This window comes from Blautia glucerasea (genome assembly GCF_020537505.1).
Classification (GTDB): domain Bacteria; phylum Bacillota; class Clostridia; order Lachnospirales; family Lachnospiraceae; genus Blautia_A.
In genome coordinates, this window is sequence record NZ_JAJBMO010000006.1 from 1 (window position 1) to 18,487 (window position 18,487).

15 protein-coding genes are annotated in these 18,487 nt (G+C 45.4%); all 15 read right to left on the bottom strand.

What is annotated here, in order from left to right; genetic code table 11:
• Positions 1-55 precede the first annotated feature (55 nt).
• Positions 56-1,117: a sugar ABC transporter substrate-binding protein gene (locus tag LIQ05_RS06690; protein ID WP_226819582.1), complete on the bottom strand. Its 1,062-nt coding sequence runs from the start codon at positions 1,115-1,117 to the stop codon at positions 56-58.
• Positions 1,114-2,709: a response regulator gene (locus LIQ05_RS06695; protein WP_226819583.1), complete on the bottom strand. Its 1,596-nt coding sequence runs from the start codon at positions 2,707-2,709 to the stop codon at positions 1,114-1,116. Before LIQ05_RS06695 ends, LIQ05_RS06690 begins: the two co-directional genes overlap by 4 nt.
• Positions 2,710-2,795: 86 nt before the next feature.
• Positions 2,796-4,298, bottom strand: coding sequence for a histidine kinase (locus LIQ05_RS06700; protein ID WP_226819584.1), 1,503 nt, complete (start codon positions 4,296-4,298; stop codon positions 2,796-2,798).
• Positions 4,295-5,308, bottom strand: a complete 1,014-nt coding sequence (locus LIQ05_RS06705) for a sugar ABC transporter substrate-binding protein (RefSeq protein ID WP_226819585.1) — start codon at positions 5,306-5,308, stop codon at positions 4,295-4,297. Before LIQ05_RS06705 ends, LIQ05_RS06700 begins: the two co-directional genes overlap by 4 nt.
• Before the next feature lie 218 nt (positions 5,309-5,526).
• Positions 5,527-6,684, bottom strand: coding sequence for an ABC transporter permease subunit (locus LIQ05_RS06710; RefSeq protein ID WP_226819586.1), 1,158 nt, complete (start codon positions 6,682-6,684; stop codon positions 5,527-5,529).
• Positions 6,685-6,701: 17 nt separating this feature from the next.
• On the bottom strand, positions 6,702-8,240 hold the full coding sequence (locus tag LIQ05_RS06715) for a sugar ABC transporter ATP-binding protein (protein ID WP_226819587.1): 1,539 nt from the start codon (positions 8,238-8,240) through the stop codon (positions 6,702-6,704).
• Positions 8,241-8,338: 98 nt separating this feature from the next.
• On the bottom strand, positions 8,339-9,466 hold the full coding sequence (locus LIQ05_RS06720; RefSeq protein WP_226819588.1) for a sugar-binding protein: 1,128 nt from the start codon (positions 9,464-9,466) through the stop codon (positions 8,339-8,341).
• A gap of 248 nt (positions 9,467-9,714) precedes the next feature.
• Positions 9,715-10,455, bottom strand: coding sequence for a tRNA pseudouridine(38-40) synthase TruA (gene truA, locus LIQ05_RS06725; protein ID WP_226819589.1), 741 nt, complete (start codon positions 10,453-10,455; stop codon positions 9,715-9,717).
• 218 nt (positions 10,456-10,673) lie between these two features.
• Positions 10,674-11,477 (bottom strand): energy-coupling factor transporter transmembrane component T family protein, encoded by an 804-nt coding sequence (locus LIQ05_RS06730; RefSeq protein ID WP_226819590.1) that lies wholly within the window; start codon positions 11,475-11,477, stop codon positions 10,674-10,676.
• Entirely contained in the window at positions 11,474-12,361 is an 888-nt protein-coding gene (locus tag LIQ05_RS06735) for an energy-coupling factor transporter ATPase (protein WP_226819591.1), read from the bottom strand. Before LIQ05_RS06735 ends, LIQ05_RS06730 begins: the two co-directional genes overlap by 4 nt.
• Positions 12,352-13,197, bottom strand: coding sequence for an energy-coupling factor transporter ATPase (locus LIQ05_RS06740; RefSeq protein ID WP_226819592.1), 846 nt, complete (start codon positions 13,195-13,197; stop codon positions 12,352-12,354). Before LIQ05_RS06740 ends, LIQ05_RS06735 begins: the two co-directional genes overlap by 10 nt.
• An 18-nt stretch (positions 13,198-13,215) precedes the next feature.
• Positions 13,216-13,836, bottom strand: a complete 621-nt coding sequence (gene yihA, locus LIQ05_RS06745; RefSeq protein ID WP_226819593.1) for a ribosome biogenesis GTP-binding protein YihA/YsxC — start codon at positions 13,834-13,836, stop codon at positions 13,216-13,218.
• A 17-nt stretch (positions 13,837-13,853) separates the two neighbouring features.
• Complete coding sequence (gene lon / locus LIQ05_RS06750; protein WP_226819594.1) at positions 13,854-16,166, bottom strand: endopeptidase La; 2,313 nt, start codon at positions 16,164-16,166, stop codon at positions 13,854-13,856.
• 20 nt (positions 16,167-16,186) lie between these two features.
• Positions 16,187-17,509, bottom strand: coding sequence for an ATP-dependent Clp protease ATP-binding subunit ClpX (gene clpX / locus LIQ05_RS06755; RefSeq protein WP_226819595.1), 1,323 nt, complete (start codon positions 17,507-17,509; stop codon positions 16,187-16,189).
• A 331-nt stretch (positions 17,510-17,840) separates the two neighbouring features.
• Positions 17,841-18,422, bottom strand: coding sequence for an ATP-dependent Clp endopeptidase proteolytic subunit ClpP (gene clpP, locus LIQ05_RS06760; protein ID WP_118582708.1), 582 nt, complete (start codon positions 18,420-18,422; stop codon positions 17,841-17,843).
• Between the last annotated feature and the right edge of the window lie 65 nt (positions 18,423-18,487).

Consider the following 18,487-nt stretch of genomic DNA (forward strand, 5'->3'; position numbering starts at 1 on the left):
CCCATTGTCCGAATGCGTCCCTCTTCGACGAACTTTTCAACCCACAAAATAGCAACTACCGAATATTCAAATAAACATCCTCCCTAGTATGGAACCCTCCATCAATGATCACCTCATCCATATTCTCTGCTGTCACTGCGATCGGATCGATCTTATAATAAGGAATCTCATAATTCCCGTCATTGAAGGTCTCTACCGCCTTGTATTCCCCTCCTCCGGAAGTAATATCCTCCCCTTTTCCAAGCGCCACCGCGAACTCCGCCGCCGTATTCGCCTCCTGCTCAATAGGCTTATAAACCGTCATCTCCTGTGTACCCTCCACAATCCTCTGGCAAGCTGACAGATCCGCATCCTGGGCCACCACAGCCACTTTTCCAGCAAGCCGGTTCTCAGACAATACCTTCACCGCCTGACTTGCCAGATCATCATTTCCACACATCACCCCTACAATATCTTTGGTAACTTCCAGCCCCTCAGTCACATGATTGCCCGCCAGCTCCGCCAGCCAGTTATCACAATATCCTGTATAAACCACATTCAGATTACTATTCGCAATGGCATTAGTGAACCCTCTCACAACCTCATCCACATTTCTGTCTGTAGGGGATCCGTTAATGGCAAAAATATTCCCTCCCTCCGGGCAGGCCTTGATAAGCGCCTCCCCCATAAGGGTTCCAACCTTCTCATTATCAATAGTAATATACAGATCCGCATTAATATTCTCCACAATACGGTCATAACAAATCACATAAATCCCCTCGTCCTTAGCCTCCTTCAGCACATCATACAAAGCATTGCCATCAATGGGAATGACTACGATCACATCCATTTTTTTCTTAATGAAATACTCAATCTGGGAAATCTGCTCCTCCACAACGCCACCTGCCACCTGTACATTCACCTCAGCCCCAAGGCTCTGGGCAGTAGAAACAAACATATCCCGGTCCCGCAGCCATCTTTCGATTACGAAGGAGTCAAAGCTAAGTCCGATCTGCAGCTTGTCCTCTTCCTTCGCGTTCTCCTTCTGGGGTTCCTGAGGCTTACTTCCGCAGCCTGCTGCCAACGCCCCTGCCAGAATCAGAATCATGGGTAAAATCAGCCAACATTTCTTTCTCATTTTCCATACCTCGCCTTATACTCACTTGGAGTCATATCCATCTGCTTCTTAAAGATCCTGCTGAAATAATTGGGATCCGAATAGCCACTCTGGATTCCCGCTTCCTTTACGCTCACATTTGCATCCACCAGAAGCTCCTTCGCTTTATCAATCCGGACTCTGGTCAGATACTCGATAAAATTCTCCCCAGTCTCATCCTTGAAAATCTTGCTGAAATAATAGGGACTAATATTGACCTGGCTGGACACATCATCCAGGGAAATATCTTTGCTATAATTTTCCTGAATATAAAGCATGGCCTTCTTCACCGCAGAATTGGACTGATCCTCCTTCTGATCACGGATCGCCCTGCACACATTTACCATTTTTTCCTGGAACCACTTGCGAAGCTCTTCATAAGTGGAAAGGGACATTGCCGTATCCAGGTAATCCCGGCGATAGCTGAAACCATAATTGATCGCCCCGCTCTCAAAAGCAATCTTCTCTCCCCAGATAATAAACTCCAGGATCTTCAGGCGAATATTATTCATATCCTGTGAATAATGCTCCACCATCCAGTCGCAGAAGAAATTCACCTCCTGGAGCATGCCATCCTCATTTCCCTCTGCCAGAAAACGGAACATACGCTTCTCGTTATTGCCCGGAAAAGCCTCGTCATAAACGCCATTCTGGGAAAGATCCTCAATATGTATTACCCGGCTAAGACTTCCATTTAGCGCCCGGAGTGCCTCACGGTAAGACCGCTCCAGTTCTTCCATTTCCCACACTCTTCCAATACCTACACGGAATTTGGCATCCAGCCTGCTTTCCAGCCTTGCCACCAGCTCTCTGGCCTTTTCCACCAGATCAATACGATCTTCATAAGGATTCTGGAAAATTTCGCAGGGCACTACCACCGGAATACGGTTGGACATAATGTTTCCAACCACACAGGGAAAAGCAGATTTCACTACATCCCGAAATTCCGGGTAAAAGCTCTGGGCCTTCACATTCATTCCAACCGGACTGATCAGTCTGCCATTTTCATAGCTCTGGCCAAACTGTACCACTATAACATAGCCCTGACCATATTCAATATCCAGAAGCTTCTGGTAATAATCCGCTGCAGTCATTTCCCTCTGGAAAAGCAGGGAGTTTACATAACTGGACTCCACAACCGGAATCACCGTCTCCAGTTTTTCCTGGATTTTCAACAGATTGCTTCTCTGGTCACGGACTTTATCCACCTTAGCTATCGCTTCTTTCACTACAGAAATGATCTTACTTTTCGAAATCGGTTTCGTTAAGTATTTTTCCACACCAAGATCAATGGCCTCTTTTGCATAATCAAACTTATCGTATGCAGAAACCACATAAAACAATACAGAATTGTTAAACTTACGGATCTCGCGCATAGCCTGGATTCCATTGATTCCAGGCATATGGATATCCATAAACACAATGTCCGGGTGAAAAGTCTCAGCCTTCTCGATTACGGCTCTTCCAGTCTTCGCAGTCTCCACGCTACATATATCTCCAAATTCGGCAAGGATTACTCCTTTAAAAGCCTCTAGCATAAGTCCTTCGTCATCTGCTATCAGAATACGGTACATTCTTTTTTCGCTCCTCTTTCTATATGTTGCATTTTCTATCATTCAGCAGTCCCGGTCCGCTGCCAGCCAGCGGATTCTGGTACAATTCACACTCCGTTCTCCCCGGACTCCACCTGCAAAGTGATATGCACACTGGTTCCTTTTCCCAGTCCATCACTTTCAATGGTAAGAAGCCCTTTCTGCTTATAATATAGCTCCAGTCTGTCAATTACATTTCCAACTGCAATTCCTGTGGAATACCGGTCCTCCCCGTTATTTCTGGCTTTTCCAGCCATAACTGCGTCTATCATCTGGGCAGTCATTCCTGCGCCGTTGTCACTGACTGTAATCTCCAGATTCCCCCCATCCTTGTGAATGGACATTCGGATCTTTCCAGTCTCCATACAGTCGTGGATCCCATGCTGTACTGCGTTTTCCACCAGAGGCTGCAGGATCATACTTGGAATACGGAAATCCCCGATTCCCTCATCCACATCCTTTTCGTAATGGATATCTCCGGCAAACCGCACATTTAAAATATAAATATAGTTGTCAACTGCATCTACCTCTTCCCAGAGAAGAGCATCATCCTCCATTTTCCGCACATTATACCGGAAAAAGTCCGCCATTTTTTCCAGGAAAACGCCAGTGCGCTCTGCATCCTCCAGCATGGCAAGCTGAGCCCCTGCATTCAGACAGTTAAAAAGGAAATGGGGGTTGATCTGTGCCTGAAGATACTTCAGCTGAGCCTCCTTCAGATGTGTCTCCATCAGAAGCTCCCGTTCCTTCATCTGCGCCTGTTTCTCCATGCTTTCCCTCTGCTGCTTAATATGAAGGCGAATACTGTCCAGCATCTGATTAAAGCCTCGTGTTACCACGCCTACCTCATCCTCGCGGACAACCGGCAGAATGGGCACATTTAAGTTTCCCATTGCAACCTCATGAGCGGTGTTGGAAAGCTGGGTCAACGGCCAGATCATAGAGCGCACAACCAGAATAATAATCGCCACGCCTACTGCTGCCACAATAAAAATAACCACCAACGCCAACCGATACAATACATCCATAGAGGAAAGCAGGATCTGGTAATTGGAGGAGTTCATCCGGAAACGCAGGTTATTCAGCTTATAAATATAAGAATTGATGTATTCATAAAGCTGCAGCTCTTTTTCATAAGAAGCTTTGTATTTCTCAATATTTCTGCCCCGCTTAGCCTGAACAGTCTCGTTGGTCTGCTCCAGATAGCTTTCTGACATTCTGCGGATATTTTTTTCCAGCATTTTTACTTCACTATCCACGTTCCGGTCGTTCAGCCCATCCAGAAGCTCCCGGTAATCCTGCTCATAGCGGTAGTAATTTTCCAGAGCCTTAGTTCCCTTTGTATTCAGATATTCGTAAACGGTTCCCTCCAGCTTATTTAAGGTGTCCGACAGGTCGTTGATTGCTGCATTACTGGAAAAAACAGCATCGATCCGGTCCACACCCGTGTGGATCTGTTCAAAGATAAAAAAGTTGATACATACCACGAACACCATAACCAGTACCATGGCAGAGCTCAGTCTGGTCTGTATGGAATTCTGAACGGAAAGGCTTTCTTTTTTCTCTCTCATTTATCCCCCTCCGTTCTGTAAATCCCAACATTGCTTCTGGTGATCACATGCTGTCCCACACTGTAGTAGTTGCTGGTATGTCCCAGAGAAGAAAACTCTTCCAGGGCATTGATGCTATAGCGCCCTGTTTCATCCATATCAAGAGCAATGGCTGAAGAAATGATTCCTTTACTGATGGCATCCAGGATCACATCGGAATAATAAAATCCTACAATGTCTACGTTTCCAACCTGATTGTAGTCAATCAAGGCCTGGTAAACACATTCTGTTACCACTTCGTCCATGCAGACCAGTACATCCGGAATATCCTCCCCACTTACAAAAATATCCCGGACAAACTCTTCTGTATCAAAGTCAGAGCTGCTGTCAATGCTGTACTCGGAAATGTTTACCGTCTGATCTTCTTTTTTCTTCTCTTCCAGCTCTTTCTTGATCTGGTAATAGATCAGATTCGTTTCCTGGGTTTTGGACTGGGAATTTGACAACAAAAGCACCCGGGTAGTTTCATGTTCCTTCAAAAGCCCTAAGATCTGCTCTGTGTAGGCATTTCCCAGCTGATAGCTGTTCAGCCCTACAAAGCTGATCCTGGCGCTGGAAGAATCATCTGTCATTACGGTAACCACCGGAATCTCTGCATCTGCGGCTTCCTGGATCAGTTCCTGTTCTTCACTGCTGCCGTCCGCTTCCAGAATGATTCCGTCCACCTGGGAAGCAATCCCAATGCGCAGATAGTCTGCCTTAGTATAATTGAAATCGTGCCCTGGCTCAATCAGCTCCAGATAAGCGTCTGCATCCTTCGCCGCCTGACTGGCACTTTCATAGATAGAATCCCACATCAGGGTATTTTTCTCTCCAGAGATCATCAGATAATGTTTTGTGTAACTGGATGCCCCTTCTCCTTCTCCCAGATCTACCTGATCCAGATTTTTCTGGAAATAGATCCAGATTCCGGAGAGAAACAGCATACAGCCTGCCAAAATAAAAAAGACAGTCAGTGTAGATTTTTTCATAATTTAAAAAGCTTCCTTTAATGTCCGCAAATTTACCAGTGAGTAAATCGCCATTTTATTATTTTCTCCACATGTTTTGAGATATCAAACATGCTTTTAAATATTTAACAGTTTACCATATTTGCCTGATATATGCAAAAAGAGCCATTGCATTTTCTGCAACAGCCCTTTTGTCATTACTGCGATTTGCTCTCACAGCATTTTTTCTTATTATTGAATTAGTTTGATTTTCTGTTAGAGATAACATCAAATACAACTGCAACCAGAAGTACGGCACCTTTTACAACGTACTGCCAGGAATCACCGATACCCATGATTGACATACCCATGTTAATAACACCAAGAAGAAGAGCACCGATTACAACACCGCCTACAGTACCGCTTCCACCGTATGCAGAAGCACCACCGATGAAGCAGGAACCGATTGCATCCATCTCAAAGGATGTACCTGTACTACCATTTACAGAACCTACACGTGCTGCACAGAGAAGACCAGCAAGACCAGCAAGTAAGCCCATGTTTGCATATGCAATGAAATAAACCTTATTGGTATCGATACCGGAAAGCTGCGTTGCTTTCTCGTTACCGCCGATTGCGTAGAAGTAACGTCCAAACGCTGTCTTGGATGTGATAAAGTTGTAGATCATGCAGATTGCAACTACCCATACAAGCATTACGGAGATACCTTTGTACTCATACAGTTTGTAGCAATACCACAGAATAACAACTGCGATCACGGCTGCTCTGCTGTAATCAGAAGCTGCTGTATTCTGACGATAACCTTTTTTCGCTTTGTTTGCTCTGGAACGCATGGTTGAGAAAATAATGTAGCATGCAATCAGAACACCAACGATCAGTGCAGAATATTTCTTTCCATCATCAAGTCCTGGGATGTTGATGTAGGATGTAAATACATTCAGGAAAGATTTGTTCTGGATGGAAACCGTTTTGTTGTCCAGTACCAGACGTCCAAATCCACGGAAAATGAACATACCAGCAAGTGTTGTGATGAAAGGAGGAATTCTCTTATAACCAATCCAGTAGCCCTGCCATACACCAACCAGAAGGCCGATTACCAGGCAAAGGAGAATGGTGATAAATGGATTGAAGCCCTTGCTGCCGATCAGGACAGCTGCAACACCACCAACGAAGCAGATAACAGATCCAACAGAAAGATCGATGTTACCACCAGTTAAGATACAGAGTAACATACCACATGCAAGAACCAGTACGTATCCGTTCTGGAGCATAAGGTTTGACATGTTCTGTGCGAAAAGAAGTCGTCCATCAGTCAGAGCACAGAACAGGATAAATACGATTACAAGTGCAATAACCATCGTATATTTTCTTAAAAAGTCTTTTATTTTTGCATTCATTTTGTTTTCCCCCTTCATTATTTCTTCTGATTCTGCATGATATGTGCCATGATGCCTTCCTGGGTAGCTTCTTTCGCATCCAGTTCTCCGGCCATTTTACCTTCATTCATGATATAAATCCGGTCGCACATACCAAGGATTTCAGGCATTTCTGAGGAAATCATGATTACAGATTTTCCCTGTTCCACCATCTGATTGATCAGACAGTAAATATCATATTTTGCACCTACGTCGATACCACGGGTAGGCTCATCCAGAATCAAAATATCTGGTTCTGTGAACATCCACTTTCCAAGAAGGGCTTTCTGCTGGTTACCACCAGACAGGTTACCAATACGCTGCTCATTGGAAGGTGTCTTGGTTCCCATTTCTTTTGTCATCTGCTCTGCCAGCTGTACTTCAAGGTCTGTATTGATAATTCCTTTATCACAGACTTTTGCAAGACGGGCAAGAGTTGTGTTGAAACGGATGGATTCATCCAGAATCAGTCCGTTTGTCTTACGGTCCTCAGTTACATATGCAAGACCATGCTGGATGGCTGCACGAGGATCCTTCAAATCTACTTTTTCACCCTTTATGTACAGTTCTCCGGAGATTGCGCTTCCATAGCTCTTACCGAAGATAGACATTGCCAGCTCTGTACGGCCTGCACCCTGCAGTCCTGAGAAACCAACAACCTCACCTTTATGTACTTTAAAGGAAATATTGTCGTCTACAATTTTTTCCGGATACAGAGGATGATGAACAGTCCAGTTCTTTACCTCCAGCATCACATCTTTACTTACATTGTGCTCACGTTTCGGATAACGGTCTTCCATAGGACGTCCAACCATTCCTTTGATGATCCTGTCCTCACTTAAGTCATCCACGCCTTTTGTAAGTGTCTCGATTGTGCTTCCGTCTCGAAGAATGGTACAACGGTCTGCACAGTAAATGATCTCATTCAGTTTGTGTGTGATAATAATAGATGTCAGTCCCTGTTTCTTAAATTCCATAAGCAGGTCCAGAAGCATCTTCGCATCCTCATCATTCAGGGATGAAGTCGGCTCATCCAGGATGAGCAGTTTAACATCTTTTGAAAAAGCTTTCGCAATTTCTACCAGCTGCTGTTTGCCGGTTCCGATATCTTTGATCAGGGTCTGGGCAGATTCATGAAGACCTACCTGGGCCATATGTTTCTCAGCCTCGCTGTATGTTTTATCCCAGTCGATGGCTCCTCTTTTATTTTTGATCTCGTTTCCAAGAAACATGTTTTCACCGATGGAAAGCAGTGGGATTAATGCAAGCTCCTGGTGAATAATAACGATACCTTTTGCCTCGCTGTCATTAAGCTTTTTAAACTTACACTCTTCACCCTCGTAGGTAACCGTTCCAGTATAGCTGCCGTATGGATACTGACCACTTAATACGTTCATCAATGTGGACTTTCCCGCACCGTTCTCACCGATCAGCGCATGAATCTCGCCACGCTGAACTTCAAGATTAACATTATCCAAAGCTTTGACACCGGGGAATTCCTTTGTAATGTGTTCCATTACTAAAATATTGTCAGCCAAAATGGCGCCCCCTTTCCCATAAAGCAGGCGGAGCTTTTCACCCCGCCCACATTTAAAACTTTATTTTTGATTTGTATGACGTTTTAGTTCAGCTTTTATTAGTTTGCCGGATGAAGATATCCATCATCGTCCATTGTGTAGTATCCTGGGTCAACCAGTGCTTCCTGAAGGTTGTCTTTTGTTACAACTGTAGGAACCAGAAGGAAGGATGGGCATTTATTTCCATCAGATGTCTCATAGGACTCTGTATCGTATGCACACTCGAAATCCCAACCGGATTTTTCAATCAGGGACTCATCAATTGTGTCACCAGCCAGCATTGCTTTTGCAAGGTCAAGTGTTACGACTGCTTCATTGGCAACTGCTTTGTAAACTGTCATGGACTGTTTTCCATCAACGATGTTTGCAAGGTTCGCTTCGTCACCATCCTGTCCTGTGATCAGAACTGTGTTATCACCAGCATAGTCAGACTCGATTGCCTGTGTTACACCAAGTGCTGTGGAGTCGTTGGAGCAAAGAGCTACATCAAGCTGTGTTCCGTCTGCATAATAGGATGCCAGAATGTTCTGCATTCTTTCAAGTGCTGTCTGGGTATCCCATGCAGGTGTTGCAACAGAATCAAAATCAGTCTGTCCGGAAACTACATTTAAGGTTCCTGCATCAATGTATGGTTTTAATACATCAAATGCACCATTGAAGAAGTATCCAGCATTGTTATCAGCAGGATCACCAGCTGTAAACTCGATATTGTATGTCTTGTCTCCAGCATTGTCCAGATCCAGAGTATCTACAACGTACTGTCCCTGAAGGGTACCTACTGTGTAGTTATCAAAAGAAATATAATAGGAAACAGCGTCGGATTTGATCAGACGGTCATAGGAAATAACCGGGATTCCTGCATCTGCTGCCTCATCCATAACTGTATTAAGAGCCTCGCCATCGATAGCTGCTACAACTAACAGGTTAACTCCGTCGGAAATCAGGTTCTGGATATCGTTTACCTGACGGTCTGTCTCGTTGTCAGAATATGTAAGCTCTACTTCGTATCCAGCATCTTCGAACTGTTTCTGCAGATAAGAACCATCACGGTTCCAACGCTCCAGAGACTGTGTCGGCATTGAGATACCGATCTTTCCGCCAGCTGCTCCGTCTTCTGCCATTACCGGAACTGTAAGTGAACCAACTGCCATTGCTGCTACCATTGCCATTGCTACTTTTCTTTTCATGAAAAAACCTCCCGTATCATTTTTATTTGCTATGTTCTATAGCTTTTTGATGGGATTATAATATCATATCGGAACCCTGTGTAAAATGGACTAATTTTTGATTGCTCTTTCAATTTTTGTGTTTGGATATGCACAATTTTGTGCTGAGCTGGACATTTTTGTTGTGGAAATGTGCTAAATTATAATTATGTGCTATTGACATTTTGGGGTTATGAAGTGATATAAAATTCCCGAATATGCTTTTGCTATTAATCAAAGAACTGTATCCCCATAAGCGTCAACCCTTGCGCTGGTGCAGTGGGTCCGGCGGCGGAGCGGTCTTTGGCGTCCAGGATCTTTTGCATGCGTTCTGGTGGATACTGGCCGTTGCCAATCTCGATCAGGGTGCCGGAAATGATGCGGACCATGTTATAAAGGAAACCGGTTCCAGATACGCGGATGGTGACAATGTCGCCGTCGCGGAAGACTTCGATTCCGGTGACGGTGCGGATGGTAGTCTTTACCTGGGCGCCGGAACCACAGAAGCTGGCAAAATCGTGGCGTCCGATCAGGTAGGAGGTTGCCTCGCGCATTTTGTCTACGTCTAATTTATAGTGATAAAAATAGGAATACAGCCGCTCAGTAGGAACCTGGAATTTACGGTTCAGGATGCGGTATTCATAGGTTTTCTCGCTGTCGCAGTATCTTGGGTGAAAATCCGGCTCCACTTCTTCGGACATCTGGATCCGGATGTCTTCGGGGAGACGCTGGTTCAGGGCATAGGATATTTTTTCGCCGGGAATGCGGGTGTTGGTATCAAATACAGCTACATTTCCAAGAGCGTGTACACCGGCATCTGTACGGCTGGCACCGATAGTCTCGATTTTTTCTCCCAGAAGCTCTGAGAGAGTGTCATTGAGTACACCTTGTACCGTAATTCCATTAGGCTGTGTCTGCCAGCCGCAGTAATTGGTTCCATCGTATGCCACAACAAGTCCAATTCGTTTCATAATCTTCTCCTTGTGAAAATTCCCTCACCTGCGATTTAGCACAAGTGAGGGAATTATATAAACATTCGTAACTATTCAGCATCTTCACAATCACAAATCAAATTAAAATTCAGATTACTCTCGTTCAGGCTCTAAATCACCTCACGAAATACTGCAAAAATAGTTACATATATCATTGATCACTTAATTTCTTTGAATAAAAGCTTTATTTCATTCTATCAGATTCCAGCTGCCCTAAATCCAATCGCCACAGCCAAATACGCTATCATCACCACATAAGCCACATGATCTCTCATCTTATAGGTCAGCGGCTTCATCTGCGTCCTGTTATCACCGCCATGATAGCATCTTGCCTCCATGGCCATGGCCAGGTCATTTGCCCGGCGAAATGCGGAGATGAACAGTGGTACCAGAAGAGGAACCATGTTCTTCGCCTTCTGGATCAGATTACCATTCTCGAAATCAGCTCCCCGGGCGATCTGCGCCTTCATGATCTTATCCGTTTCTTCCAGAAGGATCGGAATAAAACGAAGAGCGATAGACATCATCATAGCGATATCATGCACCGGCACATGGAGCTTATTCAAAGGGCGGAGCAGACACTCCAGTCCGTCAGTCAGCTGATTCGGTGTGGTGGTCAGCGTCATAATGGAAGAACCAATTACCAGGTAAACCAGTCGGATCGCCATAGTGCCAGCCAGCACCAGGCCTTCATTTGTCACCTTAATAAAACCAAGCTTCCACACTACCTCACCAGGAGTCAGGATCATATTAAAAAATATGGTGATCAGAAGCAGCATGAAAATGGTCTTCAGACCTTTAAAAATAAACTTCACCGGAACCTTTGACAACAGGATCATTCCTGCAAGAAATATCGTAGCCACTGCATATCCCACAAAGGTATGAAATAAAAACACAGATACAATAAATCCAATGGTTCCTACCAGCTTAGTTCTTGGATCCAGCTTGTGGATCAAAGAATCCGCCGGATAATACTGTCCGATTGTAATATCTCTGATCATTCTGCATTGCCTCCCTTCTTAAGAAGTGAAGGCTTCTGCTTTTTCAAAGCTTCCAGAATAGTATCCCTGGCTTCCTCCACAGTGGTAGCTGTAGTATCCACATTCAAACCATTTTCAGAAAGGGCATGCATAATATAAGTAATCTGCGGTGCCGCAAGCCCCATTCCTTCCAGCTCTTTATAATGGGAAAATACATTCTTCGGGGTATCATCAAATACCATCTCCCCATGATTCATAACGATCAGACGCTCCACATACTTGGCAATGTCCTCCATACTGTGGGAAACCAGGATAATGGTGATTCCGCGCATCTTATGAAGGGCCGCAATCTGATCCAGAATGTCATCTCTTCCCTGGGGATCAAGTCCTGCTGTCGGCTCGTCCAGGATCAGGATCTTCGGGTTCATAGCAAGCACTCCTGCAATAGCAACCCTCTTTTTCTGGCCTCCGGAAAGCTCAAATGGAGACTTTGTAAAATTCTCTTCTTTCACCCCTACATGAGCAAGGGCCTTTTTCGCCTCTTTCTCCGCCTGCTCTTTGGAAAGTCCCTGGTTCATAGGGCCAAAGCACACATCCGCCAGAACTGTATTCTCAAACAGCTGGTGCTCCGGGTACTGGAATACCAGGCCAACCTCGCTTCGAAGGGCCCGGCGGTTATAATTCTCCGCCCACACGTTCTCTCCATTATAAAAGATCTGTCCGCTTGTAGGCTGGATCAATGCATTAAAATGCTGGATCAAAGTTGATTTTCCGCTTCCGGTATGACCGATCACACCAATGAACTGTCCATCCGGAATCACAAGATTAATGTCCTTCAGGGCGTGGCTCTCATAAGCAGTACCCTGACTGTAAGTATAGGTCACGTTCTTAAGCTCTATCGACATAATGCACCTACCAATTCCTCTTTCGTCAGTATTCCTTCCGGAATGTCCACGCCAGCCTTATGAAGCTCATGGGCGAGCAAGGTCACCTGGGGTACATCCAGCCGGTATTTTTTCAGTGTCTCTACCTGGGAAAAAATTTCTCTTGGAGTTCCCTGCATTACCACATTTCCACCATCCATTACATAAACCTTGTTTGCATGGATCACTTCTTCCATATAATGGGTAATGAGGATAACGGTTACATTTTCTTTTTTGTTGAGCTCGGAAACGGCTTCCAATACTTCTTTTCGGCCATTTGGATCAAGCATTGCAGTTGGCTCGTCCAGTACAATACAGCTTGGACGCATGGCCACAACACCTGCGATGGCAACTCTTTGTTTCTGGCCTCCGGATAGCTTGTTCGGAGACTGATAACGGTAAGCGGTCATTCCTGTCTTTTTCAGACTGTCATCCACACGCTTCCAGATTTCGTCTGTAGGTACTCCCATATTCTCAGGACCAAAGCCTACATCCTCTTCCACAACCGTACCAATGATCTGGTTGTCCGGATTCTGGAAAACCATTCCCGCTCTCTGGCGGATCTTCCACAACTCCGGCTCCTTGGCTGTGTCCATATCATCCACCCACATGGTTCCCTCAGAAGGGATAAGCAGCGCATTCATCTGCTTTGCCAGTGTGGATTTTCCGGAACCATTGTGCCCCAGAACGGCCACAAAATCGCCGGCTTCAATGTCCAGGTTTACATCATTGACAGCACGCTGTGTTGCTTCCACATTGCCGTCCTCATCATACTTGAGATAGTCAAATCCCAGCTTGAACGCCTTGATAATTCCCATATTCTTTTTCCTCGTCTGTCAGGCCTTCGGCTCGTCCGTAGCTGCCGGTAATGTGTAACCGGTCAACTCGTCCATCAATGCCCAGATCTCATCTCTTCCCTGCTTGGTCTCAGCAGAGAAAGGAATGATTCTGCTTCCCGGGCGCAGCTTCAGTCCATCCTTGATTGCCTTCATATTCTTCTGTACCTGGCTTCTTTTCAGCTTGTCCAGTTTGGTTGCAATAATGATCGGATTGTATCCGTTGTTCACGATCCAGTCATACATCAGCTTGTCATTTGCAGATGGATCATGACGGATATCAATTAACAGAAATACTGCTTTTAAATCCTGTGAAGTGTGGAGATAACGCTCGATCATCTTTCCCCACTTCGCCTTCTCGGTCTCCGGAACCTTGGCATAACCGTATCCCGGAAGATCCACAAGGTACATAAAATCATTTACATTGTAAAAATTGATGGTCTGTGTCTTACCAGGCTGGGAGCTTGTTCTCGCCAGCGCCTTACGGTTCAAAAGACCATTAATGAGGGAGGATTTTCCCACATTGGATTTCCCTGCAAAAGCAATTTCAGGTCTTCCTGTGTCCGGCAGTTTGCTGGTAATACCGCAAACGATATCCAGTGAAACATTTTTAATTACCATTTTTCCTACCTCTCATTTCAGGCAAGTGCCCGTTCCAGCACTTCGTTCATATTCTCCACAAACGTGATCTTCAGTCCGTCTATGATCTCTTCATCCAACTCTTTCATATCTGTTTTATTGGACTTTGGCACCAGTACTTCTTTAATCTTGGCGTACTTGGCAGCAAGAAGCTTTTCCTTCAGTCCACCGATTGGAAGCACACGGCCTCTTAAGGTAATCTCACCAGTCATGGCCAGATCTGCTCTTACCGGCTTGTCAATAATGGCAGAAAGCATTGCAGTTGCCATGGTAATTCCGGCTGACGGGCCATCCTTTGGCACTGCCCCTTCCGGAATATGTACATGAATGTCATTTTCCTGGAAAAACTCCTGATCGATTCCATACTTAGACGCTACAGAACGGATATAGCTGATGCCTGCTGTGGCAGACTCCTTCATCACATCCCCAAGCTGTCCGGTAAGTACAAATTCCCCTTTACCAGGCATAATATTCACTTCGATCTGAAGGGTATCACCGCCCACCTGTGTCCAGGCAAGGCCTCTTGCAATCCCAACCTCATCCTTTTTATTTGCCATCAGATAATTGTATTTCTCCTGTCCCAGGAAGCTCTCAAGATTCTTTCCTGTAACCGTTACCTTCTCTTTGCCATCTTCCATGATCAGACGTGCTGTCTTACGGCAGATCTGACCGATGAGACGCTCCAGATTACGGACACCGGCTTCCTTGGTATAATTGTTGATGATCTTACGAAGGGCGCCGCTCTGGATGGAAAGTCTGCCTTTTTCAATTCCATTGGCTTCCATCTGCTTTGGAATCAAATGTTCCCTGGCAATATGTTCCTTCTCATTCTCTGTATAACCGCTGATCTCAATGACCTCCATTCGGTCAAGAAGTGGCCTCGGAATCCCCTGGATATCATTGGCTGTTGCAATAAATAACACCTCAGAAAGATCCTGGGGAAGCTCTACATAGTGATCATTGAAATGGCTGTTCTGCTCCGGATCCAGCACTTCCAGAAGCGCAGAGGAAGTATCTCCCTTATAATCGCTGCTAGTCTTGTCGATCTCGTCCAGAAGCATAAGCGGGTTGGCCACCTTGGCCTGCTGAAGGGCAACGGTGATCCTTCCCGGCATAGCACCTACATAAGTCTTTCTGTGACCGCGGATCTCAGCCTCATCCCGCACACCGCCAAGGCAGATACGCACATAGCGCTTGCCAGTGGCTTCTGCAACTGATTTGGCAATGGAAGTTTTACCTGTTCCTGGAGGTCCTACCAGGCAAAGGATCGGGGATTTTCCCTTATGTGTCAGCTTACGTACTGACAGGAATTCCATGATCCGCTCTTTTACATCCTTCAAACCATAATGTCCTTCTTCCAGGATCTTCCATGCAGCCTTCAGATCCTCGGAATCCTCCGAGCACTTATCCCATGGAAGGGAAAGAAGTGTCTCAATATAGCCGCGTAAAATGCTGCTCTCAGCTGCATTGGTATTGGTAATCTTAAACCGGCCGATTTCCTTGAAAATACGGTCTTTCACTTCCTGTGAGGCGGTAAGCTCCTTGGCTTTTCTTCGGAATTCCTCTGCCTCATCAGCTGTATTGTCCTCACCAAGTTCCTCACGGATCAGCTTCAGCTGCTCTCTCAGAATATATTCACGCTGATTTTTGTCCACACGTTTCTTCAGTTTCTGCTGAAGGTCGTGGCTGATGTCCAGCACATTGATCTCGTTGCTGAGGATCGCACCCAGAATCTCATACCGGTCAGTCAGCCTGGCAGCTTCCAGAAGCTTCTGCTTACTCTGCCAGGAAAGGGGCAGATTGATGGCGATCTGGTCGATCAGCTCAGGTGCTTTCTCGATATTCATGATCTGGGCTGCCAGTTCCTTCCCAATCTTACCGCCCTTGGCGCAATAAGTATGGAAAAGCTCCTTGATGCTTCTGTACATTGCCTCCAGCATTGCCTGAGGCAGTTCCTCTTCTTCCTTGTTAACCAGAACAGTCTCTGCTCTTAAATATGGTGTCTCCTGTTCCAGTCCAAGAAGTTCTGCTCTTCTCTTTCCTTCCACAAGAACACGGAGCAGGTTGTCAGGAAGCTTCACAACCTGCTTGATATATGCAATTGTTCCCACCTGAAAAAGCTGCACAAAACCAGGATCCTCAATCTGTGGATTCTTCTGTGTTACCAGAAAAATCTTCTGATCCTGAAGCATAGCCGCTTCGATTGCCTTCTTGGAACGCTCCCGGCTTACATCAAAATGAATGATCATTCCCGGAAGAATGGTAGTTTCCCGAAGGGCAAGGGCAGGAAGTACATTGATCGGCTCACTCATCTGTGGTCAAATCCCTTTCATCAGGCTGTTTCAGGAGTGCCCTTCTTGCGCGCATGCTGGCTTCTTCTGCCTGTGTTCGCCGGACTTACCGGCTGCGCAGGAGCTTCCCCGTGAACAATTTCCGGTTCACCGGTTCCTTCTACAGCTTCTTTTGTAATAATGCATTTACGAATGGTATCATCGGATGGAGTCTTGTACATCAGATCCATAAGAGTGCTCTCCATGATCGCACGAAGTCCTCTGGCGCCGGTTTTACGCTCCATGGACTTTCTCGCCATAACACGAAGTGCCTCATCCTCGAAATCAAGCTCTACCCCATCAAGCTCAAACAGCTTGTGGTACTGCTTGGTCAATGCGTTCTTCGGCTCCTGAAGGATACGAAGAAGTGCGTTCTCATCAAGTCCGTCCAGAGTTACTACTACAGGCACACGTCCTACAAACTCCGGGATCAGGCCGTAACGGATCAGATCCTCTGGCATTACCTGTTTAAACAGCTCGCCAACGTTCTGTTCCTCTTTGGAAGTAACCTCAGCACCAAAACCGATTGCCTTGGTATCCTGTCTGCCTTCGATGATCTTCTCCAGACCATCAAAAGCACCACCGCAGATAAACAGAATGTTTGTAGTGTCAATCTGGATAAATTCCTGATGTGGATGCTTTCTTCCACCCTGCGGCGGAACACTTGCAACAGTACCTTCCAGGATTTTCAGAAGTGCCTGCTGAACACCCTCACCGGAAACATCACGGGTAATGGAAACATTCTCAGATTTGCGTGTGATCTTGTCGATCTCATCTATATAAATAATTCCGTACTGTGCTCTGTCAATATCATAGTCCGCTGCCTGAATGATCTTCAGAAGAATGTTCTCCACATCCTCACCTACATATCCGGCTTCTGTCAGTGTGGTTGCATCTGCAATGGCAAAAGGCACATTCAGAAGTCTTGCCAGTGTCTGGGCAAGAAGTGTCTTACCGGAACCAGTTGGTCCAAGCATAAGGATGTTGCTCTTCTGAAGCTCTACATCCAGATTCCTGGAAGCAGTAACACGTTTATAATGATTGTATACAGCAACGGAAAGTGCTTTCTTGGCCTCATCCTGTCCGATTACATAGTCGTCCAGAATTGCATGGATTTCCTCTGGTTTCATCAGATTGATCTCAGATCCAAGAATATCTTCCTGGTCGTATCCTCCAAACTCTTCTTCCATGATCTCCGAGCAGATTCCTACACACTCATCACAGATGTAGGCTCCATCCGGTCCAGCGATTAATTTGCGGACCTGATCCTCGGTTTTCTGGCAAAAGGAACATCTTACTTTTCCTTCTCTTATCTTCTCAGCCATGAATCTTTAACTTTTCCTTTCTTTCAAATAAAGCCTTTTTCTTCAGAGCTATTCTGAAAAAAGATTTCTTTATTTTTTTAAATTTAGAATTATTCTGTAAAATATACCTATTTTGCAAAATTATCCCATTTTACAAGATAAGACTCCTGTTAATTCAGGAGTCTTTTCTTACAGTAGTAGCATGCAAAAGAAAACTCCGGCTGTCAGAGCCTCTAAAAGCTCCAGGGGGATTTCTTTTGTTTTCCGTTTAGGCGGGAAAATTTATACTGGAAATACACAAATATACTATATCTTCATCAGGGTACACTCGGTTATCCAGTTACAGGTTTTCCTATTTGTGGGTTACAACACCATCGATCAGACCATAAGCTAACGCTTCTTCTGCAGACATGTAATTGTCGCGGTCTGTATCCTTCTCTACAACCTCAAGAGGCTGTCCGGTGTTTGCAGCCAGAATTTCATTTAATGTTCTCTTTGTCTTGGCAATGTGATCTGCCACGATCTGGATCTCTGTAGCCTGTCCCTGGGCTCCGCCAGATGGCTGATGGATCATGATCGTAGAATTCGGCAGTGCAAATCTCTTACCCTTTGTACCACCAGCAAGAAGGAACGCTCCCATGCTGGCAGCCATTCCCAGACAGATAGTGGAAACGTCGCACTTGATATACTGCATGGTATCATAGATTGCCATACCAGCTGTCACGGAACCACCCGGGCTGTTGATATAAAGCTGGATATCCTTTCCAGGATCTTCTGCTTCCAGAAAAAGCAGCTCTGCAACTACCAGGCTGGCACTTACATCGTTTACTTCCTCTCCCAGGAAAATAATTCTGTCCTTCAGAAGCCTTGAATAGATGTCGTAGCTTCTCTCCCCTCTGCTTGTCTGCTCAATGACATAAGGCACTAAACTCATATATTCCCTCTTTTCTTATCAGGTAAGCGCCCTGGCGTGCATTATGCAGTGCCAGGAGGACGCTT

Coding starts and splice junctions, on each gene's coding strand:
- LIQ05_RS06720 (WP_226819588.1), bottom strand. CDS start 9,466: ATGAAAAGAAAAGTAGCAATGGCAATGGTAGCAGCAATGGCAGTTGGT.
- LIQ05_RS06735 (WP_226819591.1), bottom strand. CDS start 12,361: ATGTCGATAGAGCTTAAGAACGTGACCTATACTTACAGTCAGGGTACT.
- LIQ05_RS06740 (WP_226819592.1), bottom strand. CDS start 13,197: ATGGGAATTATCAAGGCGTTCAAGCTGGGATTTGACTATCTCAAGTAT.
- clpP (WP_118582708.1), bottom strand. CDS start 18,422: ATGAGTTTAGTGCCTTATGTCATTGAGCAGACAAGCAGAGGGGAGAGA.
- LIQ05_RS06705 (WP_226819585.1), bottom strand. CDS start 5,308: ATGAAAAAATCTACACTGACTGTCTTTTTTATTTTGGCAGGCTGTATG.
- clpX (WP_226819595.1), bottom strand. CDS start 17,509: ATGGCTGAGAAGATAAGAGAAGGAAAAGTAAGATGTTCCTTTTGCCAG.
- LIQ05_RS06710 (WP_226819586.1), bottom strand. CDS start 6,684: ATGAATGCAAAAATAAAAGACTTTTTAAGAAAATATACGATGGTTATT.
- LIQ05_RS06695 (WP_226819583.1), bottom strand. CDS start 2,709: ATGTACCGTATTCTGATAGCAGATGACGAAGGACTTATGCTAGAGGCT.
- LIQ05_RS06690 (WP_226819582.1), bottom strand. CDS start 1,117: ATGAGAAAGAAATGTTGGCTGATTTTACCCATGATTCTGATTCTGGCA.
- lon (WP_226819594.1), bottom strand. CDS start 16,166: ATGAGTGAGCCGATCAATGTACTTCCTGCCCTTGCCCTTCGGGAAACT.
- yihA (WP_226819593.1), bottom strand. CDS start 13,836: ATGGTAATTAAAAATGTTTCACTGGATATCGTTTGCGGTATTACCAGC.
- truA (WP_226819589.1), bottom strand. CDS start 10,455: ATGAAACGAATTGGACTTGTTGTGGCATACGATGGAACCAATTACTGC.
- LIQ05_RS06730 (WP_226819590.1), bottom strand. CDS start 11,477: ATGATCAGAGATATTACAATCGGACAGTATTATCCGGCGGATTCTTTG.
- LIQ05_RS06700 (WP_226819584.1), bottom strand. CDS start 4,298: ATGAGAGAGAAAAAAGAAAGCCTTTCCGTTCAGAATTCCATACAGACC.